This is a genomic window from Nitrospiraceae bacterium, from assembly GCA_020632595.1.
Classification (GTDB): Bacteria; Nitrospirota; Nitrospiria; order Nitrospirales; family UBA8639; genus Nitrospira_E.
In genome coordinates, this window is sequence record JACKFF010000017.1 from 50,963 (window position 1) to 77,824 (window position 26,862).

The window sequence follows — 26,862 nt, forward strand, 5'->3', positions numbered from 1 at the left end:
AGTTGAATCGAAAGAGATACGGCTCCGAGGGAAGCGTTTTGAAGCAAACACTAATGTGGAATTTCTTGCCGAGTGTCTTAAAGGCTTTTGCGGTCACCGCTGAAAAGGTCTCTAAAGTGATGCAACGATGATTGTGGTTGCCCGACCCCGGCTAGGTCACGGATAATGAACTCATGGCCAAATTAGAACATCTCAATTTTCAGAACACCTATGCAGGCCTGCCCGATGTGTTTCATGAGCGGGTCAAACCAACGCCTTTTCCTCATCCTTACCTTGTGAGCGTGAATCCGGCAGCTGCAGAATTACTCGATATTGACCCCACGGAATGGACCCGTCCGGAGTTTGCCGAATACTTCTGCGGGGCCAGGCTGTTGCCTGGGAGCGATCCCATTGCCATGTTGTATTCGGGGCATCAATTCGGGCATTACGTGCCACAGCTCGGTGATGGGCGGGCCATCATGCTGGGGGAGGTGCGCAATCAAAACGGGGAGCGATGGGAGTTGCAATTGAAAGGCGCAGGGCTCACGAGATTCTCACGCGACGGCGATGGTCGGGCAGTGATGCGTTCGACTATTCGGGAATATCTTTGTGGGGAAGCCATGCATGGATTGGGCATTCCCACAACACGCAGTTTATGTATTGTGGCCGGAGAAGAAATTGTCTGGCGGGAAACTCCGGAACCGGGAGCCATGTTGCTGCGGATGTCGCCGACCCATGTGCGGTTTGGCAGTTTTGAGGTGTTTTACTATCGCCGCCAACATGAATACCTGAAAACGCTGGCAGACTATGTTATCGAACATCACTATCCGCATTTGGTAGGAGCAAAGGATCCCTACGCCAGGTTGTTGCATGAGGTAGCGGTTCGCACCGGGCAGCTCGTGGCCCAATGGCAAGCTGTGGGGTGGGCGCATGGTGTCCTGAATACCGATAACATGTCGATCCTCGGCTTGACGCTGGATTACGGTCCGTTCGGATTTATGGAACGCTACGATCCGACCTTTATCTGTAATCATTCAGACCATCACGGCCGGTATTCCTTTCAGAACCAGCCCGACATCGGTTTTTGGAATATTCGGGCGCTGGCCAGAGCCTTGTCACCGTTAGTGGACCAAGACGCAGTCAACGGCATACCGGAAATCTATGAAAAAGCGATGCTGGCCAAGTATGCCGAATTGATGCGGGCTAAGCTGGGGCTGGTCGAAGCGCACGCGGGAGACGACAAGCTCGTGACCGATCTGTTGAACCTCATGGACTCCAGCCGAGTGGATTACACCAACTTGTTCCGGGAATTGGGAACCGTCCGTCAGGAGAGTTCGTCAGCGCCGGACGCATTACGAGACCAATTCCTTCATCGGGAAGCGATTGACGATTGGACGGCACGATATCGGGAACGGCTACGGGCGGAAAAAAGCAATGACGAAGAGCGCCAAGTCAGAATGGATCAGGTGAACCCCAGGTACATCCTTCGAAATCATCTCGCACAACAGGCCATTAGCCAAGCGGTTCGGCAGAAGGACTATTCCGAAGTTGATCGATTATTGAATCTGCTGAGCGACCCGTTTACTGACCGCCCCGGCATGGAATCCTATACTGTGCTTCCTCCGCCCGGTGAGCCACCGATTATCGTTTCGTGCTCTTCGTGAACCATTCAACAACAAGATAGGTAAAACCTGGTCGGGGATTTCCAATCATCCGTCATGGGAAGGGAGTGTCATCATAAATCTGGATTTGAATGGTAAAATGGCCTTGGTGACGGCGTCCTCAGGAGGCATCGGGCTGGAAATCGCGCGTGCTCTCGCTGCCGAGGGCGCCAAAGTTGTGATGAACGGTCGTACGCAGGCCAGTGTGGAGCAAGCTATGGCGGAGATCCGGGCCGATCTTCCCCATACAGAGATGATCCCTCTTGTGGCTGACAACGGGACTGACGCCGGTTGCAATCTCACCATCTCCCAGGTGCCCAAGGTCGATATTCTGATCAACAATCTCGGCATCTACGAGGCTGTCGGATTTTTCGAGGAAACAGATAAGGCGTGGCAGAGGATGTTTGAGATCAACATCATGAGCGGCGTGCGGCTTGCCCGCCATTACCTCCACGGCATGCTTGAACGTGGTCACGGGCGAGTCGTCTTCATTTCAAGCGAATCGGGCGTCTCCCCGGCTCCCGAAATGGCCCACTACAGTGCAACCAAAACCATGCAATTAAGCATCGCCCGCTCGTTGGCCGAACTCACCAAAGGGACGGAGGTCACGGTCAATTCAGTGCTCCCGGGACCTACCCGCACGGAAAGCGTGGAGAAGTTCATCCGGAACATATTCCCTGATCTTCCGCCCGCGGAAGCCGAACGCCGTTTTATGTCAGAGAATCGCCCGACTTCCCTGATCGGTCGGCTGATTGATCCAAAAGAAATAGGAGAGATTGTGGCGTTTGTCTGTAGTGCCTGCGCCTCAGTGATCAATGGGTCTTGTATCCGGGCTGAAGGCGGTCTCGTGCGGACAGTCTTTTGATGGAACAGACCAATAAGCAGAAACACCCCTTTGAAAAATCCTTGTATGTAATCAGGAAAACAACAGAAGGAGCAATCCGCTTCTTGGTAAGGAGCGGGCTGAGGGGATAGAGTGATTCCATGCGCATGATTCTTCTTTTTCTCCTTCTCATGATTATTGTCTTGGGACCCCAACTGTGGGTGTGGTGGGTCTTCCGCCAATATCGTCAACACCGTGAGGATCTTGGAGGGACGGGTGGGGAGTTAGCGCGTCATTTGCTCAATCGGTTCGGTTTGCAACGAGTGCGAGTTGAGCCCACGCCGATGGGAGACCATTACAATCCCGAAACCAAAGTCGTTGGTTTGAACCCGAAGCATTACAACGGCAGATCCCTCACCGCGGCAGTCATCGCGGCGCATGAAGTCGGCCATGCGTTGCAAGATCATGAGGGCTATACCCTCTTGAAAGATCGAACCCACCTGATCAAATTTGCACAAAAAGCCGAAAAGGCCGGGTCCTATCTGATGTTGGGTATTCCGGTCCTGGCTGGAGTAACCAGGATCCCTGCCGTGGGTCTTGCCGTCTTAGTCGTGGCGATTGGAACCATGAGTGTCTCTGCCATGGTGCATCTCATCACCCTACCAGTGGAATGGAATGCCAGCTTTCGTCGAGCCCTGCCGATCCTCAGAGAAGGCGGATATCTGGCACCTCCGGATTTGCACGGCGCCAAACGTATCCTCACCGCCGCCGCCCTCACCTATGTCGCCTCCTCTCTCTTCAGCCTGGTTAACATGTGGAGATGGATTCGGCTGGTCCGCCGCTAACTAAGTGTGGGGGATAAATTCAGTAAATCCGGGACCGACAAGCCGATCGAAAATGGGAAGTCTTCTTCCCGACGTTAGGCCTTATTTTTCGCTGATGCACGTGCCAAGTTTCCTGAATTGGCTTAGCACCATTTTTCAAATTAATGGCCGGGCAGGGCTGGAATTTCTTCCATGAACGGACGATTGGGCTGCCTTCCGATTTTCCTATTTCTGCTGCTGCTCTTCCTGCTGCCACTCGTGTTTGCCCAATTCATGGGCCTGGCCCTGGCCAAACTGCGATTGGACCCCTCTGTCGCGATGTTTGTGATCGTGGGAATTTTCCTGGGGAGTGTCGTCAATATTCCCTTTACCCGTATTACCCGTCAGGATGAAGTGATTGCTCACCCCTACCCTCTGTTTGGTTTTCTGGACATTGGGTCTCACCTCCAACGAAGCCCGAATGAAACCATCCTGGCCGTCAATTTGGGAGGCTGTGTGATTCCCACGCTGGTGGCGGTGTATGAAATTCTTCAAATTCTTAGGGACTCCTGGATCTACCTCCTTCCGATCGTGTTGGCGATAACCATCAATACAGCGGTTTGCTACCGGCTGGCGAAGCCGGTCAAGGGAATCGGTATCGCCATGCCGGCATTGGTGCCGCCGCTGGTGGCAGCGCTGACAGCACTACTCCTTGCCCCCGAGGAAGCACCATCGGTGGCCTTTGTTGCCGGGGTGTTTGGTCCCCTCCTGGGCGCTGATGTCTTGCACATACGGGAGATCCCGCGCATCGCGACGGGCATGGCCAGCATCGGGGGAGCCGGCACCTTTGACGGCATTGTCCTCTCGGGAATCCTGGCCGCCTACCTGGCGTAACCCTATAACAAAAATGGTGCGATGTGTTGTAATTTTGGCTACACAGCAGTGAGGGACACAATATTGATTCCGGCGTGGCCGATGGGGTCGGTCCCCAATGGGTTGAGTCGTTCCTGATGACTGTCGCGAGCATTCACTCGCCTGACGGATGGGAACCGGTATGAGCTGGTCCTACTGAGTCCGGCAAAGAGGCGCCCGGGCATCCCACCAAAAAATTTTCTACCCATTTTAATTCCAATATTCAGAAATTTTAAAAGAAAAGATATGATACTATTTCGATCCGTACAGGTTCTGAGCCTATCACAACTCTAAAGACCCAAATTAAAACGCCCCTAAAAATTCTAGTTTCTCCACCTAAATCTATATTCGAGTTGCAGGATACTTCGATTTTTGTCTTTACTGTAGGCTCAGCCATGGACTGATAATTAAAATTTCCCGCTACGTGCGGGGTCGGGCTTCAGTATTGCCTCATGCCGGCATTGGGAGCCCGAGAGAAAAAGTCGGCAGAATTCCAGGAATGTTGGATGGAGCAATAAAGGTGGGAATACACGGATTAACCTTAGAAGCGTGGCTGTACTCCTGATTGCGGGATAGACGTCCGAAAAGAAGAATGCACGTTTATGCTCACTTATTGGCAATAACCTCCGCTCGAAGTGTTGCGGCCCATCCAGACTCCCCCGGCGAAGTTACATGAGGATTCGTTCGTGGCCTTTCCCCTTTCGGCCTGGCGAGCAAGGGCTTCGGCTTCCATTTTGTCAAACTCTTTTCCTTTTTCCCGCATGTATGCCAATCGTTCGTTGTGGTTGCGAAAGGTGACCCCTACGGGATCGGCCGGGCAGCGTAGAAATCCAAGCGTCTTCTGCTCTTCCTCATTTCGGAAGCCGATGCAGTTGGAGTAATTGTTGAGCCAGCGCGCCCAATAGTTTCCGTCCGGATGTCCAAGGCTGGCGGCTTTCTTAAACGTTTCGATTGCAAGTGCCCGGTTTTGTGGCACGCCCATGCCGAATTCATACATGCGACCCAAAGCGAACGCTCCATCCTTGTACTTCGGTGCGCTCAGGGAATATAGGCGAAAGGCTTCAGCCCAATTCTCTCCCACACCCTTTCCCAATTCGTACATTAGGCCGAGTGTTTTCTGGGCAATGGCATTCCCCTGATCGGCGGATTTGCGGTACCACGCCACAGCCTGACTTTCGTTTTTCGGGACACCTTCGCCAAATTCGTATTGGACGCCGAGCGATAGCTGGCATTGATGGTTGCCCATGTCCGCGCACTGGCGATACAGCCTGGCGGCCTTGTCGTATTGCTTCTGTTTGTAGGCGCGATAGGCTTCCTCTTTGATGCTCTGTCCGGCTTTGGGGTGCAAGCGATCCTGTTCGTGCTTTTCAATAAATTTCGGCGCGGCCTTGTCCCCCAGGGTTGCGGCCTTGTCGAGAAGCTCTCGCGCCTTAGCTTCGTCGTGCGGTACGCCCAAGCCGAGACGGTATAATTCTGCCAGGCGCCGAACGGCTGCAGGGTTTCCATTATCCATGCCTTTTTGATACCACTTGGCTGCAGTAGCGGGGTTTTCTGGAACTCCGTTTCCTTTTTCATAGAGGATGCCCAGGACAAGTGGTGCCCGCTTGTCACCGGCATTGGCGGCTTTTTCCAACCAGGGGAGCGCCTTGTTGATATCATGTTGCACGTAGAGATGAATCGCTCCCGCGCAAAACATGGAATCCACTTTGCCGGATTTCGCCGCGACAAGATGGCTCTGCAGGGCGATACCGGCCGGTGATTTCCCAAGGCAGTCTTCTTGAAACGAGCCTGCGGCAAAGAGAAGACTTCCGGACAATATTCCGCCCAGCACGAACCACGCCAGAATGAACTGGTGCGTGTGGACAGAAGAAAAAATTGAGAAGTAGGAGGAAAACGGTATCCGCATACGGGACCTCCCGGGGAAAGGAGAATGCGCCAAAGATTACTGCCGGATATTTAAGGTGTCAATGCAATGCGTTAGAAAAGCAGATGGGTCAGAATAGCCCGCTGTTCTCGGGAAAAACCCAAGTGCCAGGGAAATGTTAAGCGCTGGCTCTTCTTCTTTTATGGCGGATAAGGTAATTTGGTGCCCCATAGATCTTCGCCGATTTTGATTATTAGACGCTCAAAGCATTCTTACGAATGCGGGTGGAAATTCTAAGCGATGGAGATGAACCAGCCTCCTGGACTCAGCAAGCCTGCCGACACTCACTCGGCTGAGACACCTATGTCTCCGGAGTTGTGGACTATTGGCCATTCGACGCGACCTATTGAGGAATTCGTCGGGGTACTTCAATCACATGGCATTCAAGTGCTGGTCGACGTCAGAACGATTCCGTTTTCCCGACGCAATCCGCAGTTCTACCAGGAGACTCTTGCCCAGAGTCTTCGTGAAACCGGGCTGCAGTATCGGCACATGCCGGAGTTGGGAGGTCGGAGGAAAACCCGGCCGGATTCGGTGAATGTGGGATGGCGGAATGAGGGTTTCCGAGGTTACGCGGATTACATGCAAACTCAAGAGTTTTGGGATGGGCTGGAGGAACTGGTGAATATCGGACAGCAGTCACCATCAGCCGTGATGTGCGCGGAAGCGGTTCCTTGGCGCTGCCACCGGACGCTCATAGCGGATGCATTGGTCATCCGTGGTTGGACGGTCCACCACATCATCTCGGCAAGTTCTCTCAAAACACACACCCTCACGCCCTTTGCCAAATCTGACGCAGGTCGCCTCACCTATCCGACTGAGAGTTCATCGGATCTCAATCTTCGGCTCTTCTAACAAAAGAGTGGAAACGTGGGCTTGAATTTGTTGGCTGAAAGACTCTCCGGAATGGGTAATTTACGATTCCAATACGATCGGCGGCGGACACCCGCATAAACAAATTTTGCTGATACGGTTCCCCCTGGGGTTATGCCAGGGGGAACCGCCCGGAGGTGCCTAATAGGCAACATGCCGTGGGCCCATATGACCTTGGAAATTTTCAACCCTCCCATATTGGGTAGGAGATTGTGAAATTTCGATATCCCGGTTAATTCTTCTGGGAAAGCGCTTTTGGCTTTATCGCTAATTTATTGACGACCTTCTGCACTCCCTCCGTCTTTTTGGCAATTTCCACAGCTCGTTCGATCTGATTTTGTGTTTCAACAAATCCACTTAACATGACCGTGCTTCGGTACGTATCAACCTCAATTTCAAACGCATCCACCAGGTCATCGGCAATCAGTGATGATTTGACGGATGAGGTGATCACGGCATCGTCAACCGTGGTTCCGACGGTCCGCCCATGTGGATCACTGGCACATGCTGAAAATGCCAATGCACATGCCACACTGAAGACCACTAGCATGGTTTTGACTTTCAGTTGATTGGTGAAGGTGTTGATCATAACAATTCTCCTTTTGTGAAATGAAAGTTTTTGGACACAGCCTTGATGCCATTCAGTAATAGACTGAGTCAGTATGATTCAAAGAGGGGAGAAGCAGAATTGATAAAAACCCTTGATTGTTGACTAGAAGTGCCTGGGTTCGGGGGTCGTCAGAGCAGAAATAAGTTAGGAGGTCTGAGAAAAGGTTTGGAAAGCAAACAGGAAGCGGGTATGAACAGGTCGAGGTAGTTGTAAAAATCGGGTTGTTTAATCTCCTTTTGCTTTTATCTGATCCAGGAGAGTTTCAACGGGAGTAGTGAGACTTTTGCTGCGGTTGCAGGCCTGACAGGCCGGGACGACGTTGCCTCTGGTACTTTTTCCTTTCCTGGCCAATGGCACCACGTGGTCCATGGTCAGGTTTTCCGCTCCCACTTGCTGATGACAAAAGTGGCACTCCCCTTTTTGGATCTGAGCCTTCCACCATGGGGTTTTCCGTAATTTTTTCCCGTTTTCGCGCTCAATCCGTATATGTCGTCGGATCGTGTCATCGTCACCGAGTGAGTAGAACTGTTCTGGTTGGGTCATAAGGGAAGGTGGCCTCTGTTTATAATGCTTTATGCGGACTTATGACTTTTGAAGTCATGAGCCGGGTTAACCTGCTTGGGTCTGTTGAAAAAAGCCGCCAGCGGCGTTCTCGCCACTTTTCCGTGCTCACGTACGACGCGTACGCTCCGCGCGCAAAAACGGCTGCGGCCTTGCTGGACGGACTTTTTTGAACCGACCCGGAGCCTTTGATGGGTAAACTAATCCTGGGCAAATTTTCCCTTGAACATCTTTATTATTCAACACTCCCTGCTTTGAAAGATTGTAGCGCTTGGGTCGGCGATTTTTAAAGACAAGGAGGTTTTCACGCCCGGGCACAGATTCTTCGCGGGGCCTCAGGATGCCAATGATTTGAAGCGGGCTCTTACCGCCAGGTGGTGTTCGTGCAGCGTTTGATAGGGAAATCGAATGTTTTATAACTTAATCCAGCGCCAGAGTCAGGCATTTGGCGGAGCCGCCGGCTTTGAGGAATTCATCCAGTTCTACCGGGTGGGTGGTATAGCCCTGCTTGTGTAACCATGCCATTGTTTCCGGGCATCCGGTCGGCAGTACGACATGGCGGTCGATACACACCGCATTGCAGGCAAACCGCTCGCCTTCCTGGGGTGGGACGGCAAATCGTTTTTTCTGTTCTATGCGAGAGGCCAGCACGGTTTGGGCGTACGTATCGAAACACGGGGGAAAGTACAGGAGCTCTCCTCCACTGAGTGGACAAAAGCAGGTATCCAGGTGGTAAAACCGTTGATCCACCAGTTCCACAGGCATGATTTCTTTCTGGAAAATTTTCGACAATTGGACATAGGCTCGGATATCACTGCGTTGCCGGTAGCCGCCGATCCAGAAATCTGGAAATCCCAATAAGTCCCCGGCCCCTTCAAAGTGTATTCCGGCGTCAAGGTTGATGACTTCATAGCCCTTCTTAATAAACCAATCAATGAAATATCGTTCCTCACCCTGCCGTTCCGGGTGGCGGAATTGACTGGGTACAGCCTTTCCGCCGTGGATGACACCCGCATTGGCGGTAAACACCAGATCAGGCAGTTTTGGTACCGGTTCCATAAATTCAAGTTTGGCTCCAACCTCGTTTTCCAGTACCTGAGTCAGCGTCTTCCATTGGGTTCTGGCACGATCTCCATTGGATTGATTGGACATTCTCATCCATGGATTAATTTCATATTCGATACCAAAATAATCCGGCGGGCACATCAGTAAACGGCTCATGATATTGGTTTCCTGCTACCCTTTCCAGCCGAGTTCACGGGCCAGTTCCCATAAGAAAGAAGAAGAATCCATCACCAGTCCGACGGCTTGGAAGCTTCCACGGTCACTCAGCTTTGTGGGAACGGCGGGATTGATGTCGACACAGACGGTAGGTACCGATGCCGGTAGCAAATTTCCCGTCGCCACGGCATGCAGAGTGGAGGCCACCAACAAGGCCAACCCCACGCCGGGAATGGCAGCGCGCATGGCTTCCTGGGCTTTAATGGAATCGGTGATGACGTCCGGCAAAGGGCCGTCGTCGCGAATCGTCCCGGCCAATACCATCTGGACTCCCTGTCGTACGCAGGCCGCCATGATCCCTTCTTTGATGAGGCCACCCTTGACGGCTTGCTGAATGCTTCCCAGGGCCCGGACACGATTGATGGTGCGAAGATGATGCTCGTGTCCATGGGGCACCGAACGGCCAATACCCAAGTTATATCCCAATGACGTACCGTATAGGCTGGCTTCCATGTCGTGAGCGGCCAGGGCATTCCCGCAGAAGAGCACGTGGACATACCCCGCTTCGATGATCCATGCCAGGGCTTCCCGTCCTCCCGCGTGGATGATGGCCGGACCTCCGGCAAACAACACCTTTCCTGATCCTTTGCCCTCTTTTCGTTGTTGGTGGATCGCCTTCATTCGCTTGGCCACATCGGCGATGATATGACGGTGAGGACGTTCGGAAGAAACCTGGGCTTCCATGAACCCGAACACATCGCGTTCTTTTGGTCGTTCCAGCGGGAATACCCGAACCCCTTTCCGCCCCGTAATGACCAGGTCGCCTTTTTTGACCGAGCCCATGGAAACCATTTGCGCGGACGGGGGAGAGGTCTTCAGCCTGATGACTAAATCCATTTCGGGTTGCGGAACATCGAGCCAATTTCCCTGCCAACGGATTTGAGTGGCCAGATGAGAGGTCGCGTAAAAATCCTCCGGTAAAATTCCATCAGCCGGGGCTGGCTCAACCGTGCAGTCTTCCTCTGTCTCAACTACTGCCCCATGGGGTTGGATGGTTTTCAGGATTTCCTGTAGTAACTCCATCGTGGGAGCTTCAATCAGGATGGTAGCATGGGAAGTGTCTTCCCGTCGGGTTCCAACCGTGACTTCCGAGAGGGTGAAGGTCCCTCCCAACATGACAATGTCATCCAGCACCTTCGCGAGGATCAGTGAATCAATGATATGCCCTTGGATGGTGACGGTTTGAACGATCATGATTTTATTTTACCATGAATTTCTGTAAAGGCTTGATGAAAAAAGTGCTCGGGGGTTATTGCTACGCGCGACGGCGAAGAGGGGCGTGGAATAGTTGTCGCTCATGATGCCATGGCCTATTTGGTCAGAACTTGTGAAGGAAACGGGGGAAGAATCATTCTCTTGCGTTTCCTGAGGGTGCTATACTAAGGATATCTATCATCCTGGGGGAACCAAATTTGAACCAGTATCTTTTTCCTTTTCTATTCAGTATGGGACTCGTCTGGGGCGGTGGTGGCCAGGCCCTGCAGGCGACGGCATGGGCTTCCCCCGGCACGGATGTCTTTCAAGCCTTCACTCAACACATCGGTGCTCAAATCGGAAAAGATAAACAGGAATTTGCGATTGCCGATTCCTGTACTGTCTATTTTTATCAACTTTGGAACAAAAAAGCCCGGCCTGAGGTTGAGCGCATTCATTACTCCCCTTTCTTCAGGACGGGACTTGATCTTGATTGCGTGAGGCTCTTTCCCGAAGGGTTGGATCAGGCCCGGGAAGCCTTTGGGAATTCGCAACAACTTCTCTCCCTCAGCCTGACGTTTTATCAAATGGCCTTAGTGGGGGATGGAGATGATAATCAGGAATATAGTGCACACGAAATCCACGATCTGCTGGAAGCCTTTAGGCTCCCGTTTCAAGAGGGACAACCCTTGGGTGGGTATATGAATGCCCTAACGGGCCTATTCGATAGTATTCGCAGGGATGTTCAATTCAAATACCTGATGGAGGGCATGCAGGTGTTGATGAACAAGGGGTATCGCTTTTCCGAGGCTGATCAACGGGCACTGAATCAGGAGCTTAATTGATAGGCGTGCCGGGTGAAGCCTCTATCGTATTCGTTCCAATGCTTCTCGGGAACGGCTGCGCACCGTCTGGTCCCAGTCTTCTTTCATCTTTTCTTCCAGTTTCGCCTTCGCATCTTGAGCCCGCATGCGGCCCAGGGCCAATGCCGCGCAGGCTCGTACATGGGCATGGTCATCTTCCAACGCACGAATCAACAACGGGATCGAGGCTTGATGTTTCAAGATCCCCAGGTAACTGGCTGACATTCCTCGTATGCGATGTTGTTTGTCACCAAGTGCCGTCTTCAATGTCCAAATAAAGAGTTCCGCCATCGGTTCGGCGACGGTCTCCAATCCTTCTGCTTCAAATTGGTTCACTTCAATCAGAGTAAAGGCCAGATCCCGCCGTTTTTGGGCTGAAGGTTCTTTTTGAAAGCGTTGGAGGAGCCGATCGCGAAGCTGAAGGCGTTCTTTGCGAGCACGCCATTTTTTGGTGCCAACCCATACGCCTATTCCTAAGACAAGAAGGCTAACGAATATGGGGAGGATCTCCTCGGTAATGTAATCCTGGGTGTCAAAAGTCAGATGATTCCAAATCCATATGCCTGCTACGATCAGGCCCAGACCTAACAGGCCGATAAACGGGTTGATGGAACGGGTTGTTTCGGGTTGTGTGGCCATACGAGGTGTGGTTACCAGAGAGTATTTATTTTCCGGCAGGGTATAACAATGAAGCTCACCATACTAGGTTCAGGAACCAATATTCATCCTACCCGCGCTGCGGCCGGGTATGTATTCGAGACGGACCGGCCTATTCTACTGGATTTTGGTCCAAGAACGCTCTCAAATTTATTACAAACCGGCATCGATCGCCATACGATTCAACACCTACTCTTTACCCATTACCATGCGGACCATTTTTCTGATTTTATTCCATTTTTCTTTGATGCCGTATGCCAATCAAAGTTCGCGCAGGTTCGACCGGATCTCATAATTTATGGTCCTCCCGGGACTCAACGACTCTTTCGGACGATTTTCCGGACATTCCCCAGTTTTTCTGATCCGCCCTTTCGAGTAATCCTCAAAGAAGTCAAGGATCGGCCGTTTTTGATTGGCCACACACAAATTACGCCGTTGCCCATGACCCATTCTGAGCAACAGGTCTGTCTCGGTTATCGTCTTGAGTATCAGGGCCGGTCAGCGGCTGTTTCGGGAGATGCGATGGCCTCACCGAACCTGGTTCGCTTATGTCGTGATGCTGATCTGGCGGTCTTGGACTGCTCTTTTTCGTCGCATCAACCAGGTGGATCCCATATGCATGCAGAAGAATGCGGAACAGTCGCAGAAGAAGCCAATATCAAAAAACTTGTTCTTTCACATTTTTATGAAGCAGCCGATCAGTCGAATGTCGTAGCTCAAGCCCGCCGATTTTTTTCAGGACCCATCATCAAAGGCAAAGATCTTCAAGCCTTGCAAGTCGGGAGGGAATCTCGGATGGTCTAGGCCTGCAAATGAATGTATAACTCACCACCTCCAAGTTGGCTAATCGAGCTGACGTCCAAATCAAAAATCAGACCTTGTCCAAGCCCGGCGAGTTGGTCCGCCCCTCCATAACTTGCGTCAGAACGATTTAATGTGCTGACTCGGGTGGAAATGGTTTTGGGTCCTTTTGCCGAAACAAAAGGCCTGTCCTGAGTAACGCCGAAGGAACCTTGGCCGCCGGGCCGAAAGCCGGCCCTTCCAGATACCAGGGGCAAACATTAAAACATGAAGTAGAAGAAAATGGTGAGGCTGATAAGACTCTCGACAACAGATTTGAACCCGTTAGGAACCTAATGTATCAAACGGATATGGCCGGTAGGGACTAAAGAGAGGGATCTTCATCTGAGGCAGATTCCTGCAGGATTTGAAGCAGAGTCTCTACCCGCTTCGTCATGGGATTCTGTTGCTCCCGTTCGTAAATACTTAATAGGTTTCGGAGCATGCGGGCAAGAATCAGTCGTGTCGGACTCTTTTCCAAAAACTCAGGAGAATAGTCCAAACCGGATGCCGTAATAAATTGCTCACAGTCTTGTTCCCGTAAAAATGCCCCACCGTTAAAGCAATCCACAAACTGAGGAATCGGCTCTCCTTCAATCTTCACCAGGAAATGTCCCGGCATTCCGACCCCGGAGAGGGGCAAATTCAAACGGTTTCCCACAAACACATAGATGGCCGAAAGAGAGATGGGAATCCCTTGCCGGGATTCGATAACCCGATGCAGGTAGCTATTGTCGGGGTCGTGGTAATGGATGCGATTGCCAGAAAATCCCTTGTCTTTAAAGAGGAACGCGCTGAGGAGTCTGGCGATTTTTCCAGGCGCAGAACTTTCGGCATGCCATTTCTTGCGAAATTCTTCCGTGAGCTGATCGAGGCATTGCTGATAATGGGGAATATCGACATCCGGATGGGCGATCTTGGCGATGAGGAACGCCCCCTGTTCCCAATCCATCTGTCGGGAACAATGGGTAACGAAGGTGCTGAATTCCTCTTTGAGTTGCTCAAAAAGAATTTCATCTCTGACAAAAGCGACCCGGGATTCCAATGCCGTATCATCCGCGCCGGCCTTTTCCAGAAACGGTAAGGCTGAGGGCCCGATCCGGACGAATTCGTGCTGGATCGTTTTGGCCACCTGTTCGTTGGGGTCGGACAGCAAACGAAGTAGAGCCTGAATTTTTGTCTCCGAAGGTGAGTGCAAGAAAATTCGTCCCGGGAAATACGACAACGCCTCCCCAAAGCAAAAGAGGCGTCCCATCGCGGAGTTTATAATGTGGTAAAAGCCCGTTAGCCGACCGAACGCCTGAACGCGCGGGCACCCCCATAGAGACACAGGGCGTCAAAGATGGCGAGGACTCCAAGGGCGATAGCGACCTGAGGGAGCGCCTCGCTCCAACCGGTAAGAATCAACGGCCGGATGGCATCAATGACCCAGGTCATCGGATTGAAAAATGCCAGTGATTTCATCCAACCCGGCATTGCCGCTAAGGGTACGAGCGCGGAACTGAGAAAGATCATCGGAAGCGAGAGGAAGCCCAACACCGAGAAGAAATCTCCATGACTTTTCACCGAAAACGCCATGGCCATGGAAATGGCGGTGAGCCCGACACCAAACAACATGCCGATCACCAGAATGAGTGCGATCCCTAAAATCCCCGTTTCCGCACTCACCCCGAATAAAAAGGCTACGCCCAGTATAACCAGAATTTGCATGGCGGTGATGGCCATTACAAATAGAAACCGGCTAAGGATCACGGATGATCGTCTGATGGGAGTCGCCATCAGTCGTTCCAGAAAACCGTTTTCTTTGTCAAACAATAAGTCTACGCCACCGGCCAGCCCGTTATTGAGAACGGTCATCACCACAACGCCGGCCGCAAGAAAACTCATGTAATTCGGGGCTTGAACGACCTGTATGTCGGCTGCTCGCTGAAACAGGTTGCCGAAAAAGATGAGCCAAAACAGCATGGGCTGGATTAGCGTAAACAACATACTGAACTTTTCCCGGCTCAATCGCTTGACCCATCGATTGGTCAGGGCAAGTACTTCTTGAATTTGCTCATTCATGGAGAAACCTTTCCAGAACAGTGAAATACTATAGGATAGGATCTTAAGTCGTGGGTTCAGGGGGTTGGTCTTTGAGGGACCGGCCTGTGTGAGCCACAAACACGTCGTCCAGCCTTGGCCGATGATATTCGATTCCTTCGAGGAGACATCCTACTCGATTCGTGGCTTCAAGAATAGCAGGCAATGCCTTCTCGGGAGCATCGACCCGGATATCAAGCCCTTGTGACGTGGGACGAATCGCACGCACGAAGGGCAAGGCTTTTAAGGCGGTTGAGAGGGTTTCGAGCACCTGAGGCTGGGGATCTCCAAGAGTGAGCCAGACGCCATCGCCACCCAAGCTGGCCTTTAAATCCTTTGGAGAGCCAATGGCGCGGATTTCGCCGCGGTCAATGATAGCAATTCGATCACAAAGCTGGTCGGCTTCATCCAGGTAATTGGTGGTCATGACGATGGTCATGCCCTGCTCGCGCAATTGTCGCAGGTATTGCCAGATATTGAGGCGGCTTTGAACGTCAAGCCCGAGTGTGGGTTCGTCCAGAAAAAGTACCTTGGGATTGGGCAATAAGCCGCAGGCAATATCCAATTTGCGTTTCATCCCACCGGAATATCCTTTGGCTACGCGATCGGCATGTTCTTCCAGATCGACCAGCTTCAGGAGCGATGCAATCCTGGTGAGGGCTTCATTCTTTGGGAGATGATAGAGATCCGCAAGCAACAGCAGATGTTCCCGACCGGTAAGAAAGCGGTCGATAGCCCGTTCCTGCGGGACGTAGCCGATCATCCGTCGAATGGTATCGGCTTCTTTGGCGACATCATGTCCGAAAATGGTTGCGGTCCCGGACGTGGGACTGAGAGTCGTAATTAAAATTCGAAGCGTGGTACTTTTCCCTGCCCCGTTGGGTCCAAGAAGGCCGAAAATTTCTCCTTGCATGACGGAGAGGGAAAGATTCTTGACCGCGGTCACGGTGTCGTAGGTTTTCCCCAGCCCTTTAACCTCAATGGCAACGGCATCAGACATGTGTGTTATCCTTGTGCCGTTCGAAGATCGGCAAGTTTAAAGCGGATGAGATCAATCAGGCGGCGAGCTTGCTGGATGAGATGGCCGGATTCAAGTAAAAATTGTTTTTCCACGGGTGACAAATCAAGACCGGCTGAAAGGTTATGAACAAGAATGGAATCCGTGAGTTTGCCAGAAGCGATCACCTGACACAACTCATGAGCCTTTTTCCAGGTCAAATATTCTTGGGTAATTTGCTCCAGATTGATGCGGGTTTCGGTGTCCAGGGAGGGAGCTCCCTTTTGCGCATTCAGAATAATTCGGGCCTGGCGGTAGGGAGTTGAGACCTCCTGCTCTTCAAAGGTACATCGCTGAAGGCCTTGCAACACAATGTTAAACCGACCGTCAGCCAGTTTGTGTGAGCTGATAATTCGCCCCACACATCCGATGGGATAAATCGGGGGATCTGCTTCATACTCGTCTTCCCAACCGTCCTTGAGCAAAGCCATGCCAATGCAATCTCCCTGACCGGAGGCGTTTTGCACCATTTCCCGGTAACGGGGTTCAAAGATGTGCAGCGGCAGATAGGTTTCAGGGAAAAAGACGACGTTGGGCAGTGGAAAAATCGGCACGCTCTCCGGTATCGGAATTTTGCCGAATTCGGTTGATGGAAAATCTGAAGGCATAGGGTACGATAGCGGAGAATTTTCGGGAAAGTCAACGTAAGATCGTCACCCAGAGGAGTTCGGCAAACTGAGAAAATCCTTGTGTGCCAAGGGATTTGTACGCTATGTAAGGTCGTGGTATAAACGGAAACATGAACTGGATGAATGCCTTCGCCCAACCGACGGTTCTGCGGGTTTTGAGGTGAGCGCGAGATCCTTATGTCGAGAGATCTCGCTCCTGTTCATGTTCCCACTCCTTGGGATTTCGGGGGTCTTTGCAGGGACCCCCGGCGTTGGACTTCACGAATTTACTCCTGCCCGTCCCGGATACATCTATGCGTTCCCGCGGGATCATGGCAGTCATGAGCAATTTCAGACAGAGTGGTGGTATTTTACCGGACATCTGTCCACCACGAATGGCCGGCGGTTTGGGTACGAATTGACGTTTTTTCGTCGTGGAATCGACTCACTTGATGCCTGGAGTAATCCTTCCGCATGGGCCATGCGACACCTGTACTTTGCCCATTTCGCGTTAACCGACGAAGCGAATGCGCAATTCCGTTTTGCAGAGAAGCTGAGTCGTGCCGGAATCAACAAGGCCGGAGCTGAAGTGGATCGGCTGCATGTGTGGATCGATCGGTGGTTGCTGAAGGCTGTGGCCCCCGATCATGGACAGTTTCATCTTCAGGCGCAGACTGAAGATTTTTCCATTGATTTGACGCTCGAATCGAGTAAACCTCCCGTTATTCATGGCACAGACGGGGTGAGCCGGAAAGGCCGGAAGGCAGAGGCCACCTCCCATTATTATTCAATAACCCGACTTCAGACCACTGGATCGGTGGTGGTGCAGGGGGTGCCGCTGGCGGTCAACGGCGTAAGTTGGATGGATCATGAGTTTGGGTCTGCAGACCTCTCGGACGGTCTCGTTGGATGGGATTGGTTCAGTCTGCAACTTGAAAATGAATATGACATCATGGCCTATGGGCTTCGTCGTGCGGATGGAACCTTTGATCCGGCATCCAGTGGAACATTGGTGAGGCCAGATGGATCCTCGACATCCATTTCTTTTGAAGCCCTTCATGTCAGCGTTCAAGAATATTGGATCAGTCCGGCCGGTGGTGCGCGTTATCCTAGTCAATGGACGTTATCTATTCCGTCTGAAAAGGTGGAGTTGCATATCTCTCCCAGAATGGCCAATCAAGAGCTTGTCACCAGCCGAAGTACCGCTGTGACATACTGGGAAGGAGCCGTGGATGTCACCGGGCTTTGGAAGGGACAGAATATTCATGGTCAGGGCTATGTCGAACTGACCGGATATGCCGAACCGTACCGCCCGTCACGATAATGTGTGACTTCTTGACATTTGGCAATGAAAATCCCTTTTAAAATGTCCCGAATTCTTGTGACCTGCATTGTGTCCCTGGCGCTCGGATTGACAGCCTGCGGTCAACGAAGCGATACCATCGTGTCCATTGCCTTACATCCCACCAAACCCAACATTATATATGTGGCCACGGATGAGGCCGTATACAAGTCTTCGGATACGGGGGCCACATGGACCAGATTTGCGGGCGAATTAGCCCGGACCCGAGTGATTAGTCTTGCCCTTGACCCCCAATTGTCTGCCACCGTGTTTGCGGGAACCATGGGCGATGGGACCTATAAAAGTCCGGATGGGGGAAGAACGTGGCATCCCTACAATTCCGGGATTCAGAAAGGCACGATCTCGGCTATTGTCAATCAGATTGTGTTTAATCCTTTGGGGACGGAGATGGTGTATGCGGCAACAACTGTTGGGGTTTTTCGAAGTCTGGATGGCGGTCGACATTGGACTGAACGGATGCAAGGCATGACTGAGGTGAGTTTTGTGGTGACCCTGGCAATCGATCCTCAGCGTCCAAACGTTTTATATGCGGGAACGACGGGAGGTGTCTATCGCACACTCAATGCCACGGAGAGTTGGGAAAAAGCCTCGGCGGGCATGGTGGCCTCAGATGCCAAAATGGCTTCCATGGCGCTGGGAGTCAATGGAATCGTGGTTGATCCAACGAATAGTGACGTGGTGTATGCAGGGACCACGGATGGATTATATAAATCAACGGATCAGGCCGAACATTGGACAAAGGTCGGAGGGAGCATTCAACACGCCTATATTAGTGCCATTCAACTGGATCCCACTAACCCGTCAATTTTATATATGGCAACAAGTGATCGGGTTCAAAAAAGTGAGGACGGCGGAAAAACCTGGCAACCGAAAATACAGGGATTGGAGGCTGCCAGCATTCGCAGTCTTCAGATGAGCCCCCTGGATTCCCGAACTCTGTATGTCGGCACGAATGGGGGAGGGCTATATCGAAGCTTGGATGCCGGAGAGTCCTGGAGCCGGTTACCTCTTACTCCGGCAACTGGTGAATAGGAGGCAAGGCGCTTTCCGTACAAAATCGGTTTCAGTGGTGTATACAGGAGCGAGGCTCATTGCCCTTTCCAGGAATCAGGAAGCAGGAACGAGAGGTCCATCATGAGTTTGCCTCCATACGTCGGGCCGAAGTCTTGGCCGCTTAATTGATCGTTCCATGTTTCGAACGTAAAGGGGTGGGCACGGATCGCAATAGTCCAAAAGCTCTCCTCCAATGCGTTTCCCTGGTTTCCATTAAACATTCCGGAATCAATGGTGGCCCCGATTTCGATCTCAAACAAGGGCCGAAATGTTTTCTCATCATACCAGCCATAGCTGAGGGAGCCTTGGGCGGCAAATGAATGATTGGCTAAATCATGGAACGCGGCGCCATTGAAAAGTCGCCCGGCTCTTTACCATTCCGGACAATCGCAGAGGTCTGAACAGATCTGCGACCTAGCCATCATGTGTTCCGTTCAGGTATTCCATGGTTTTCACCGGTGACCAGCGGCGAAAACCCCCACGGGCAAAGAGTTCCTGATAGAGACTTCCCGTCTGTCCACCGCCGTCAAGAAACAGTATCCAGCGTTGTCCCGGCAGTTCTCCCCATCGGGTGATTGAACCGGATATGGTAAAATCAGTCTCTTTGCGTTTCGCTCCAACCGGAACCTGAGGGATATCAAACAGGCGGTCATGGACGAAATCGTTTTGGAGGTATTCTGAAGGCTGGTTTCTCGTAGGGCCAATTCCGAAGGTCAGGTTGGTGCTCCATCCTTCGAGGGAATTTGACCAGTGGCGAGTCCAACTGGTGGTAATCAAATTTAAGCCGATGGTTTCCCGAATGCCATTAAACCGCTTCCCTTCCCCATTAAATTCCGTAAATCGAAATATAGAGAGTCCGGTGGAAAGCACCGGTTCTTGATCTGGAAAGTCGAGCGCACCCCAGTGAATACCTGGCGCGGAACTTTCCGCCCTTGCCGGTTGTGGAAAAATCCACAAACCCAAGCAGGCGATCAAGATGATGGAAACACCCAGAGATGAATGGATTCGGCAAGCCATAGCCAGAGATGGGAAGTTTCATAAGGCCGCGGTTGTTAATTGATTTCTAGAACAACGGCCATGCCTTAGAATATTTGCTGTATTGTAGGGGATGACTCTACAGCCTGCTTACTCTTGAGTGGCCTAGTCCGACCTTTAGGGCGATCAACCGGGAGGGGGGAAATCAGAAATCGAGAGCCTCGTTTACTTTTTCGACAAGTTCACGGAAATTACAGGGTTTGTCGATAATCGCATAGGCACCAAGTCCCATGGCTTTGTGCTTGTGTATTTCGTCAATAACTCCACTGAGAAGAATGACCCGAGGGGTTCTGCCATTCAAGGTGCCGTTGACTCGTTCCAACAACGTCAGTCCGCTCATAATAGGCATGTGATAATCAGCCAGCACGAGATCGACTTCGTTTTCTTCCAACCATGCCAGTGCTTCGGCGCCATTTTCAGACTCGGCGCACTCAATTCCGGAGGATTCTAAGGCCCCCCGTACAGTTCGGCGGACGGCAGGCTCATCATCCACAATCAGCACAAGTTTTCTGAGCGAGGGAGAACGTTTGTTCACCGCATTGTGTTCCTCGGAAACACCATAAGAACATTCAACTTTTTCTTGAATCGAGTTGTCTGTTCTTTTAGCGCAAGTGTCCCCTATTGTTGCATACGTAATGTGACTTGGGGAATACCCTCACCGTATATCTTGTGTTATTTTTTATTAACGACACAATGATTAAAAAATTTGACAAATTCATGATGGTATGGTTGATCGATGTGTTTAACAATTTACGCATAGCTTACCAACAGGGTTGGGCACAGCGTTGGTAGGCGGAAAAAGTTTAATTGACGCACTGAAAAAGCCGTTGATATTTCGAAGATTTTGGGAGATTCAGAAGGTAGATTGTGCCGGATAGCAGGATTTTCTGGGACTTGCCACCTGGTTTATCAAAATTTTTCAACCGCTACCCCTGGATACCGGCCTTGGATGGAGACAGGACTGGTCAGTTCGATAGAAAGTCAAAGGCCTACGCCTGGGCTTTTTGTAGATGGGATTCTGACAATTGCGATTTGACGGATTCGTATATAGCACTTCCTGGAAGAAGTTCTATCCCTGGCATTCCGGACGCAATCGCATGCTGCACAGCTAAACGGGCCACTCTCATGCGTGGGATAGTCTGGGATGGGAGTGCTTCTTGAAGAGCGATGAAAGTACCGGGAGGAATCTTAACAGAAAAGAGGTCGCCGTCGGGCGAGGAGAAGATAAAGCATTCAATATTGGAAGACCCGATACGATAGGTCAATTTGAATGTGATGTTGTGGGGCTGGAGGGAATCATCATCAGAGGGAAATTGCTGAAAGGTGCTTTCGACAATATCCTTGGATACGCCCGAGGGAATTCCCGGAATCCACTCTGGAATGGTTGAAAGGCCACGGTGGCAATAGCCCGTAGGGGTTTTCGCTACTCGCCAGGTGATGCCTTCGATAAAAAATGACAGAATTCGTAAAGCCATGAAAATTTTTAAAAATAAATTCGAGTGTTAATCGTTTATGCAGGTCTATCGGCCGAATCACTTATTTCATTAGCATACTAGGGAAGCTGGGATTCACGCAATTTCAGTCACTAAAGAGTACTGAAGGAAAGAGTAAGATACAGTGTGTGTGTGAAGGATAAGTTCAAAGGTTAAATACCCATTCTCTTTTTTCGGTCATGCATTTTTTCCGGGAAGAAAATATTCCAAAAGCAGTTTTCTCTATTTTATCAGAAAAGAGAGAAATTAAGGGGTGTCTCACCGTGAAGACTCAGTTTGTGGTATTTTAATTTTTCAATACGGCTGTCATATGCTAATTTTTCATTTGAAATAGCACAGTACACGCAAAATCCTCCCATTTTATTGTGAATGTTGGCCAGAAAACTCGGGCCACGTGATTGTTGAGTTGGATTTCTGAATAACTTCTTGTCGGGCTTACAAACGCGGATCTTTATAATAGAAATGGTAATGAAGGGAACATCACTATGTCGGATCTAGGTTGTCGGCACATGAGGAACCTGATCGTTCTGCTTGGAGTATTTGCCATTTCGTTGGGATGTGCTGGTGGTCCCAACGGGAATGAAGCCTATAAAAAGGAAGGGTTTCAGGTTACTCAACCAAGCCCGGGAACGAAGGTGGTGGTGCGCGGGAATCATCTGGCGGCGGTCAACCAGGCTTTGGGTTGGTTGAATGACCATCAATTACTGGTGGTCAATCGACAGGTTGTTCAAAATGAGGGAGTTCCTGAATTTGCTTCTCGAAATGGGACGGAAGGGCAAGCTCAGGCTTTAGGGGGAGCTCGTAAGGTTGGGGCGACATTGGTGGTATTTGTCCATGTAGACGAAACTTCTTTGAATTCCACAAAAGAACCCGTCAGTGATGGATCTCTACCCATGAATAATGTCGTCGTGGATGTTCGTGGAATGAATACCGGTGCAGGTGAGGTGGTCTTTGAAGGCAAGGCCTGGAGTTCTGCTCCGGTGGTGGTGTCTGAAGGAGTGATACAAGATCTAACCATTCTGGCCCTTGAACAGGCTTGGCAGAAACCAGGGGCCTCCCCCTCCACGCAACAGGAGGTGAAGGCAGAGAGTCCGAGCGATCCTCCTACTTCTCAGATGGCGCCGGTAGCGGTTGATTCCGCCAGTTCCCCTACCACCACTCAGTCGGCGACGGTCCTACTGGATTCGCCTAACCCGGGTGCTGCTACCCAGTCAGAGCCGGGTTCGTCAACCGAGAGGGCACCAGAACAGGTCACCCTCTTGACTGAACCGGTTGCTGAGGAGGTCACGTCCGCGTCTGATGTGGCGGCGCCGGTAGCGGTTGATTCCTCCAGCTCATCTACCACCACTCAGTCGGCGCCGGTCCTACTGGATTCGCCTAACCCTGGTGCTGCTACCCAGTCAGAGCCGGGGCTGCCAACCGAAATGGCACCAGAGCAGGTGACCCACGTAACCGAACCGGTTGCTGAGGAGGGCACGCCCGCGTTGGATGTGGCGGCGCCGGTGGTTGCGGAAAATTCAGGGAATTCAGACGATTCGTCCTTAGGACTTCAAGTCGCGAGTGGAGCCTTATCGATTTTGTATACGCCCTTCAAAGTGGTCTACGCCGGCGTGGGCGGGTTATTTGGAGGTTTTGTCTATCTGTTGACCGGAGGAAATGAACCGGCGGCTCAGTCCGTTTGGGATGCCAGTCTCAAAGGCACCTACTATCTTACGCCGGACCATTTACAAGGTAACGAACCTGTTCGTTTTAAGGGAGAGGCGACGCGTTAATCTTTCCAATCCCAAAACAGCACTTCAACCGGATGGCATGCTACGGCGAGCGCCCCGATGTGGGACTGGCCGGGATTGATGCGAAAGAGTGAACAGTCGTTCCCCCAATCGGGTTCATGTGTTGACAGCACAGTAGCCTTCAATCCGTCCTGGTCGAGTGCGATCTCACAGTGAGCCATTCCACCCGATAATCCAATCCCCTGCATTTTGAGATACGCTTCCTTGCAGGTCCAGTAGGTCAAAAACTCTTGCGTCCGCTTGTCAGGTGAAAGGGTAGCAAGGTGCTCCGCCTCTCGTGGAGAAAAATACCTGGTGGCGATATCCTGATCGCTGACATTCCGGTCGATCTGTTCCACATCAATCCCCACTGCGTGTTCAATTGCGATGGCCAACAAGGCCATTCCACTCGTATGAGAGACATTGAATTGTAAGGACGGATGGAATGGATCGGTCAGAGAGGGTTTTCCTTGCAAGTTGTTCTTAAGTCTGAGAGTACCAGGAGGAATTCCCACATAGTGACCGATCAAATTTCGAAGAATGCCTCGGGTTGAAATAAATTGGTATTGGTGGTGAGGAAGCCGATACCGTTCTGCCCGTGCTCGTTCATCTTCCGAAAGGTCGGTGTGGTAGAGAGCAGCCTGGCGGGGTGACACATCCAGATGAACCCGCCACACATGGACCACGCCTGGTGAAAGGCTCCGGTAAATGTCAGGAGACGGATTAGCCCAGTGGGTGGAAGTCAACATGAATCTCGGATGGATTGTATCGGATGGATGGCTTGGCCGAAACCCTTTGAGCCTCCTATAAAGAGTCCAGATCGGTGAGTGCCACGTTCCTATTTTTCGTCAACTTTCCTATACTGCTGACTTCTGGAAGAAAATGAGTGCGGGAACAAGGTATCCTGGAAGAGTTCTCGATAGATCAAGCCATTCCCGCACCTGAAAGGCTTGTCCAGGTGACAGTTCAGAGCATATGTTCCTAGCAAAATCCACGCGTGGCATAATGCCATGGCATTGGTGCTTCGGTTTGGTGGTGTTGATCATTCTTGTCTCATGTTCTGAGAAAGGTCTGCCCGATATGACCCCCGAGCAACTGTTAGCCTCAATCGAAACGCACACGGCGCCGGTAATCGTGGATGTCCGCTCGCAAAGTGAATACGATGCCGGGCATGTGCCGGGTGCTGTGCATCTGCCTTTTTATGCCATGTGGAGCCGTCATAAGGAGACCAACGCCACACCGAAGGACCCGATTGTCGTCTATTGCGAGCATGGCCCGAGAGCGTGGATCGGCAAATTCGCTCTCTGGACGGTGGGGTATAAAAATATTGTGTACCTGGACGGTCACATGTCAGGCTGGAAACAGCGAGGCCTGCCCATGAAAAGCCAGGCCGAATAGCCGGATGAGTCCACCGCACCTCCCCTCACCTAACCATTTACGCCACACGCAACTTGGACAGACGGTTGGTCACGCCGACTTTGACCGCCCGGTGAATGACCTCGGGGAAATCCGCCGGTAGGACGCGTTCGATGGCTTCCAAGGCCTGCCCGGCTGTATCAGCCATTTTCTCAAGAGTCTCAAGTGCGAATCTTTTCGGCAGCCCCGCCCCTTCCACTGTCTGGATAAAATGCCGCCCGAGAATGTCGCCGATTCGGTAGTGCCGCTTGGTCCCGACCGACATGGCGAGCTTCATCTGCTTGCTTTCAATTTGACGCACTTCGAAGCTCGGCTGAGCGGTGAGGACGTCATACAGGGGCGTCAGGTGGTAACTGCCACCCGGACTGAGAAAAATGCTGAAATTTTTGGCGTGCCCGTCCGTCGCGCCAATGAGCCAGAAGAAGATTTGAGCCTTTAACACGGTTTCCTGGTCTTCAAGGGGGTGATCACTGCCCTTGAGCAGATCAAGCACTTCGATCATTCCCGGTCCGCCTTCACGTTGATATTTCCGGGTGGGCGGCACCGAGAGCGCCTGGCAACAATCCTCCTGCGGGAGCCGCAACAGTCGCTTGTCTTTTGTCCAAAGCCGGTCGAAGCGTTCGATTACAAGCGATTTCGTCTCTCCGAACGTGTAGATGTCCGCCCGGTTAACCGGCAGGCCAAACGCGGCCGCCAGTTTCAGGCAATAGAATTCATTCTCGACGCTATTTGAGAGGTCGAGTCCGTTCGGCAATCGGCCGATCTGTTTTTTAAAAATATGGGAGGTGGGTGTGGTGCCACGGGGTTTGAGCCATTTGCCCTTATGCCGAAGCAATGCGGTTTTTTCCTGCGCTCCGGCCAGTGATATCCGAAACGCATCATCACCGCTCAGACCCAAAGGGGTTTGCGCCAACCCGTTGAGGAGCATTTCAATGGCATTCTCATTGACGGGCTCCCCGGTGATCGTGGCGGAATCGTCGATCCCCTCCACGTTATCGTCCGCCCCGACAAATTGTAATGCCCCCACACACTCGCGGCCAATGGCAGCAAGCAGACTATAGGCATCGGTTCCGGCCGCTCCGACTCTTTCCGCAACCCGACGGCGCAATGCATCCGAATCCGGTAATAGATTCTCGAATACGGCGGCGACCGGCTCTCCTCTGTAGGCATCTTCACGCAAAGGGAGCGAGAGCGAGATCGGTAGGGCGTGCGGCCATCCTAACCAGTCGGGGTGGTATTGAAAGGCAATGGCTCCGCTTGTGGCCTTGTGGAGTTGACCGACCGGGCGATTGTTCAGCAGCACGTGCAATGCCGCATGCCGGCGGCTGCGGGCCATCAGAAAATATCCTCGATATCAGCGGCGGTCCCCTTCGATCGCGGCGCGATTCGGAGCTCCAGATCGAGGACGCTGAGCACCGTCAGAATCGTCTCCAGCGTCGCGGCCGGATTACCCGTCTCGATGAGGGATATCGTCGCCTGGCGCAATCCGGTCTTTTCCCCGAGCTGCGTCTGGCTCAAGCCGCGTTGCTTACGGGCCCGCCGGATCAGATTGCCGATCTGTTTCGGATTGCGTGCAAGGTCGGACATGTTTTTCCTCCACCCTAATTATGCGCCAAAACGAATAAAATTACAATATTCTAATTAACGTATAAGTATGGTTTATACGTTAAAAAGAATAAATAGGCTGTTTCCCTAATTGGCATTTGTGGAGGCCGTTTGTAGGCAATCGGATCAGAAAATTCGCTCTTTTGAACGGTGGGTTGTAAAAATGTCGCCTACCTAGACAACACCCTGTCCGAATGGAAGCAACGGAGGGAACAATATAACAATAAAAGTTGATTCTAAGAAATCATCCGAGTAAACGCCAAATGATTCAAATGATTTTTATGTCCTATAAAAATATTAAAAAAGGAAACCATTTTAAAAAAATGCTTCAAAGGCCAGTGACAATTTTTTATTAATGAATGATTTTATTTCAATTGTTCACGCAAAAACCTTATAAACC

29 protein-coding genes are annotated in these 26,862 nt (G+C 51.6%); 11 read left to right on the plus strand and 18 right to left on the minus strand.

Annotated elements, in window-relative coordinates; genetic code table 11:
* Positions 1–173: 173 nt before the first annotated feature.
* From H6750_19415 to H6750_19430, 4 genes are all read left to right on the plus strand, one after another.
* Positions 174–1,643, plus strand: coding sequence for a YdiU family protein (locus H6750_19415; protein MCB9776479.1), 1,470 nt, complete (start codon positions 174–176; stop codon positions 1,641–1,643).
* Between the two features lie 73 nt (positions 1,644–1,716).
* Positions 1,717–2,505 (plus strand): SDR family oxidoreductase, encoded by a 789-nt coding sequence (locus tag H6750_19420; protein MCB9776480.1) that lies wholly within the window; start codon positions 1,717–1,719, stop codon positions 2,503–2,505.
* Between the two features lie 119 nt (positions 2,506–2,624).
* Positions 2,625–3,308, plus strand: coding sequence for a zinc metallopeptidase (locus tag H6750_19425; GenBank protein MCB9776481.1), 684 nt, complete (start codon positions 2,625–2,627; stop codon positions 3,306–3,308).
* 171 nt (positions 3,309–3,479) lie between these two features.
* Positions 3,480–4,160, plus strand: coding sequence for a DUF1614 domain-containing protein (locus tag H6750_19430; GenBank protein ID MCB9776482.1), 681 nt, complete (start codon positions 3,480–3,482; stop codon positions 4,158–4,160).
* 38 nt (positions 4,161–4,198) lie between these two features.
* Here H6750_19430 and H6750_19435 read toward each other — a convergent pair whose 3' ends face one another.
* Positions 4,199–4,387 (minus strand): hypothetical protein, encoded by a 189-nt coding sequence (locus H6750_19435; GenBank protein ID MCB9776483.1) that lies wholly within the window; start codon positions 4,385–4,387, stop codon positions 4,199–4,201.
* 401 nt (positions 4,388–4,788) lie between these two features.
* On the minus strand, positions 4,789–6,084 hold the full coding sequence (locus tag H6750_19440) for a sel1 repeat family protein (protein ID MCB9776484.1): 1,296 nt from the start codon (positions 6,082–6,084) through the stop codon (positions 4,789–4,791).
* Between the two features lie 321 nt (positions 6,085–6,405).
* Here H6750_19440 and H6750_19445 point away from each other — a divergent pair, with 321 nt between their 5' ends.
* Positions 6,406–6,957: a DUF488 domain-containing protein gene (locus tag H6750_19445; GenBank protein MCB9776485.1), complete on the plus strand. Its 552-nt coding sequence runs from the start codon at positions 6,406–6,408 to the stop codon at positions 6,955–6,957.
* A gap of 250 nt (positions 6,958–7,207) precedes the next feature.
* Here H6750_19445 and H6750_19450 read toward each other — a convergent pair whose 3' ends face one another.
* The 4 genes from H6750_19450 to H6750_19465 all read right to left on the minus strand — a co-directional run bounded on the left by H6750_19450 (position 7,208) and on the right by H6750_19465 (position 10,621).
* Complete coding sequence (locus tag H6750_19450; protein ID MCB9776486.1) at positions 7,208–7,525, minus strand: BON domain-containing protein; 318 nt, start codon at positions 7,523–7,525, stop codon at positions 7,208–7,210.
* 285 nt (positions 7,526–7,810) lie between these two features.
* On the minus strand, positions 7,811–8,128 hold the full coding sequence (locus H6750_19455) for an HNH endonuclease (GenBank protein MCB9776487.1): 318 nt from the start codon (positions 8,126–8,128) through the stop codon (positions 7,811–7,813).
* Positions 8,129–8,566: 438 nt separating this feature from the next.
* Entirely contained in the window at positions 8,567–9,367 is an 801-nt protein-coding gene (locus H6750_19460) for a hypothetical protein (GenBank protein MCB9776488.1), read from the minus strand.
* Positions 9,368–9,382: 15 nt separating this feature from the next.
* Entirely contained in the window at positions 9,383–10,621 is a 1,239-nt protein-coding gene (locus H6750_19465) for a TIGR00300 family protein (GenBank protein MCB9776489.1), read from the minus strand.
* A 218-nt stretch (positions 10,622–10,839) separates the two neighbouring features.
* Here H6750_19465 and H6750_19470 point away from each other — a divergent pair, with 218 nt between their 5' ends.
* Positions 10,840–11,466, plus strand: coding sequence for a hypothetical protein (locus H6750_19470; GenBank protein ID MCB9776490.1), 627 nt, complete (start codon positions 10,840–10,842; stop codon positions 11,464–11,466).
* A 21-nt stretch (positions 11,467–11,487) separates the two neighbouring features.
* Here the strand turns inward: H6750_19470 and H6750_19475 are convergent, their stop codons facing one another.
* Entirely contained in the window at positions 11,488–12,123 is a 636-nt protein-coding gene (locus tag H6750_19475) for a HEAT repeat domain-containing protein (GenBank protein ID MCB9776491.1), read from the minus strand.
* 48 nt (positions 12,124–12,171) lie between these two features.
* Between H6750_19475 and H6750_19480 the strand changes: the two genes are divergently transcribed.
* The gene (locus H6750_19480) at positions 12,172–12,945 is read left to right on the plus strand and encodes an MBL fold metallo-hydrolase (protein MCB9776492.1); all 774 of its coding nucleotides are present in this window, start codon (positions 12,172–12,174) and stop codon (positions 12,943–12,945) included.
* A gap of 361 nt (positions 12,946–13,306) precedes the next feature.
* Here H6750_19480 and H6750_19485 read toward each other — a convergent pair whose 3' ends face one another.
* From H6750_19485 to H6750_19500, 4 genes are read right to left on the minus strand one after another with little or no spacing between them, the layout of a single operon-like run.
* On the minus strand, positions 13,307–14,236 hold the full coding sequence (locus H6750_19485) for a hypothetical protein (protein ID MCB9776493.1): 930 nt from the start codon (positions 14,234–14,236) through the stop codon (positions 13,307–13,309).
* Positions 14,237–14,265: 29 nt separating this feature from the next.
* Complete coding sequence (locus H6750_19490) at positions 14,266–15,045, minus strand: ABC transporter permease (protein ID MCB9776494.1); 780 nt, start codon at positions 15,043–15,045, stop codon at positions 14,266–14,268.
* A 43-nt stretch (positions 15,046–15,088) separates the two neighbouring features.
* Entirely contained in the window at positions 15,089–16,063 is a 975-nt protein-coding gene (locus tag H6750_19495; protein MCB9776495.1) for an ATP-binding cassette domain-containing protein, read from the minus strand.
* A gap of 5 nt (positions 16,064–16,068) precedes the next feature.
* Positions 16,069–16,674, minus strand: coding sequence for an LON peptidase substrate-binding domain-containing protein (locus tag H6750_19500; GenBank protein ID MCB9776496.1), 606 nt, complete (start codon positions 16,672–16,674; stop codon positions 16,069–16,071).
* 277 nt (positions 16,675–16,951) lie between these two features.
* Between H6750_19500 and H6750_19505 the strand changes: the two genes are divergently transcribed.
* On the plus strand, positions 16,952–18,052 hold the full coding sequence (locus tag H6750_19505; GenBank protein MCB9776497.1) for a carotenoid 1,2-hydratase: 1,101 nt from the start codon (positions 16,952–16,954) through the stop codon (positions 18,050–18,052).
* 42 nt (positions 18,053–18,094) lie between these two features.
* Positions 18,095–19,123, plus strand: a complete 1,029-nt coding sequence (locus H6750_19510; GenBank protein MCB9776498.1) for a hypothetical protein — start codon at positions 18,095–18,097, stop codon at positions 19,121–19,123.
* A 56-nt stretch (positions 19,124–19,179) separates the two neighbouring features.
* Here the strand turns inward: H6750_19510 and H6750_19515 are convergent, their stop codons facing one another.
* The 4 genes from H6750_19515 to H6750_19530 all read right to left on the minus strand — a co-directional run bounded on the left by H6750_19515 (position 19,180) and on the right by H6750_19530 (position 21,654).
* Positions 19,180–19,404, minus strand: coding sequence for a hypothetical protein (locus H6750_19515; GenBank protein MCB9776499.1), 225 nt, complete (start codon positions 19,402–19,404; stop codon positions 19,180–19,182).
* Between the two features lie 154 nt (positions 19,405–19,558).
* The gene (locus tag H6750_19520; protein MCB9776500.1) at positions 19,559–20,107 is read right to left on the minus strand and encodes a hypothetical protein; all 549 of its coding nucleotides are present in this window, start codon (positions 20,105–20,107) and stop codon (positions 19,559–19,561) included.
* Positions 20,108–20,324: 217 nt separating this feature from the next.
* On the minus strand, positions 20,325–20,714 hold the full coding sequence (locus H6750_19525; GenBank protein MCB9776501.1) for a response regulator: 390 nt from the start codon (positions 20,712–20,714) through the stop codon (positions 20,325–20,327).
* 454 nt (positions 20,715–21,168) lie between these two features.
* Positions 21,169–21,654 carry a hypothetical protein gene (locus tag H6750_19530; protein MCB9776502.1) on the minus strand — a complete coding sequence of 162 codons (486 nt, stop codon included), beginning with the start codon at positions 21,652–21,654 and terminating at the stop codon, positions 21,169–21,171.
* Positions 21,655–22,181: 527 nt separating this feature from the next.
* On the opposite strand from H6750_19530, the gene H6750_19535 reads away from it, so the two are divergent.
* Positions 22,182–23,444 (plus strand): hypothetical protein, encoded by a 1,263-nt coding sequence (locus tag H6750_19535; protein MCB9776503.1) that lies wholly within the window; start codon positions 22,182–22,184, stop codon positions 23,442–23,444.
* Here the strand turns inward: H6750_19535 and H6750_19540 are convergent.
* Entirely contained in the window at positions 23,441–24,190 is a 750-nt protein-coding gene (locus tag H6750_19540; GenBank protein ID MCB9776504.1) for a 4'-phosphopantetheinyl transferase superfamily protein, read from the minus strand. The two genes, H6750_19535 and H6750_19540, sit on opposite strands and share 4 nt — an antisense overlap.
* 331 nt (positions 24,191–24,521) lie before the next feature.
* Between H6750_19540 and H6750_19545 the strand changes: the two genes are divergently transcribed.
* Positions 24,522–24,839 (plus strand): rhodanese-like domain-containing protein, encoded by a 318-nt coding sequence (locus H6750_19545; GenBank protein MCB9776505.1) that lies wholly within the window; start codon positions 24,522–24,524, stop codon positions 24,837–24,839.
* Positions 24,840–24,876: 37 nt separating this feature from the next.
* Here the strand turns inward: H6750_19545 and H6750_19550 are convergent, their stop codons facing one another.
* On the minus strand, positions 24,877–26,193 hold the full coding sequence (locus H6750_19550; protein MCB9776506.1) for a type II toxin-antitoxin system HipA family toxin: 1,317 nt from the start codon (positions 26,191–26,193) through the stop codon (positions 24,877–24,879).
* Positions 26,193–26,444: a helix-turn-helix transcriptional regulator gene (locus H6750_19555; protein ID MCB9776507.1), complete on the minus strand. Its 252-nt coding sequence runs from the start codon at positions 26,442–26,444 to the stop codon at positions 26,193–26,195. The genes H6750_19550 and H6750_19555 overlap by 1 nt, the downstream gene beginning before the upstream one ends.
* Positions 26,445–26,862 lie beyond the last annotated feature (418 nt).

What these genes read in the sequence shown, in the direction of transcription:
- H6750_19475 (MCB9776491.1), bottom strand. Translation starts at nt 12,123, where the DNA reads ATGGCCACACAACCCGAAACAACCCGTTCCATCAACCCGTTTATCGGC.
- H6750_19530 (MCB9776502.1), bottom strand. Translation starts at nt 21,654, where the DNA reads ATGGCTTTACGAATTCTGTCATTTTTTATCGAAGGCATCACCTGGCGA.
- H6750_19480 (MCB9776492.1), top strand. Translation starts at nt 12,172, where the DNA reads ATGAAGCTCACCATACTAGGTTCAGGAACCAATATTCATCCTACCCGC.
- H6750_19555 (MCB9776507.1), bottom strand. Translation starts at nt 26,444, where the DNA reads ATGTCCGACCTTGCACGCAATCCGAAACAGATCGGCAATCTGATCCGG.
- H6750_19445 (MCB9776485.1), top strand. Translation starts at nt 6,406, where the DNA reads ATGTCTCCGGAGTTGTGGACTATTGGCCATTCGACGCGACCTATTGAG.
- H6750_19455 (MCB9776487.1), bottom strand. Translation starts at nt 8,128, where the DNA reads ATGACCCAACCAGAACAGTTCTACTCACTCGGTGACGATGACACGATC.
- H6750_19545 (MCB9776505.1), top strand. Translation starts at nt 24,522, where the DNA reads ATGACCCCCGAGCAACTGTTAGCCTCAATCGAAACGCACACGGCGCCG.
- H6750_19465 (MCB9776489.1), bottom strand. Translation starts at nt 10,621, where the DNA reads ATGATCGTTCAAACCGTCACCATCCAAGGGCATATCATTGATTCACTG.
- H6750_19540 (MCB9776504.1), bottom strand. Translation starts at nt 24,190, where the DNA reads ATGTTGACTTCCACCCACTGGGCTAATCCGTCTCCTGACATTTACCGG.
- H6750_19435 (MCB9776483.1), bottom strand. Translation starts at nt 4,387, where the DNA reads ATGGGTAGAAAATTTTTTGGTGGGATGCCCGGGCGCCTCTTTGCCGGA.
- H6750_19550 (MCB9776506.1), bottom strand. Translation starts at nt 26,193, where the DNA reads ATGGCCCGCAGCCGCCGGCATGCGGCATTGCACGTGCTGCTGAACAAT.
- H6750_19415 (MCB9776479.1), top strand. Translation starts at nt 174, where the DNA reads ATGGCCAAATTAGAACATCTCAATTTTCAGAACACCTATGCAGGCCTG.
- H6750_19450 (MCB9776486.1), bottom strand. Translation starts at nt 7,525, where the DNA reads ATGCTAGTGGTCTTCAGTGTGGCATGTGCATTGGCATTTTCAGCATGT.
- H6750_19430 (MCB9776482.1), top strand. Translation starts at nt 3,480, where the DNA reads ATGAACGGACGATTGGGCTGCCTTCCGATTTTCCTATTTCTGCTGCTG.
- H6750_19440 (MCB9776484.1), bottom strand. Translation starts at nt 6,084, where the DNA reads ATGCGGATACCGTTTTCCTCCTACTTCTCAATTTTTTCTTCTGTCCAC.
- H6750_19490 (MCB9776494.1), bottom strand. Translation starts at nt 15,045, where the DNA reads ATGAATGAGCAAATTCAAGAAGTACTTGCCCTGACCAATCGATGGGTC.
- H6750_19495 (MCB9776495.1), bottom strand. Translation starts at nt 16,063, where the DNA reads ATGTCTGATGCCGTTGCCATTGAGGTTAAAGGGCTGGGGAAAACCTAC.
- H6750_19505 (MCB9776497.1), top strand. Translation starts at nt 16,952, where the DNA reads ATGTTCCCACTCCTTGGGATTTCGGGGGTCTTTGCAGGGACCCCCGGC.
- H6750_19460 (MCB9776488.1), bottom strand. Translation starts at nt 9,367, where the DNA reads ATGAGCCGTTTACTGATGTGCCCGCCGGATTATTTTGGTATCGAATAT.
- H6750_19425 (MCB9776481.1), top strand. Translation starts at nt 2,625, where the DNA reads ATGCGCATGATTCTTCTTTTTCTCCTTCTCATGATTATTGTCTTGGGA.
- H6750_19535 (MCB9776503.1), top strand. Translation starts at nt 22,182, where the DNA reads ATGAGGAACCTGATCGTTCTGCTTGGAGTATTTGCCATTTCGTTGGGA.
- H6750_19485 (MCB9776493.1), bottom strand. Translation starts at nt 14,236, where the DNA reads ATGGGACGCCTCTTTTGCTTTGGGGAGGCGTTGTCGTATTTCCCGGGA.
- H6750_19510 (MCB9776498.1), top strand. Translation starts at nt 18,095, where the DNA reads ATGTCCCGAATTCTTGTGACCTGCATTGTGTCCCTGGCGCTCGGATTG.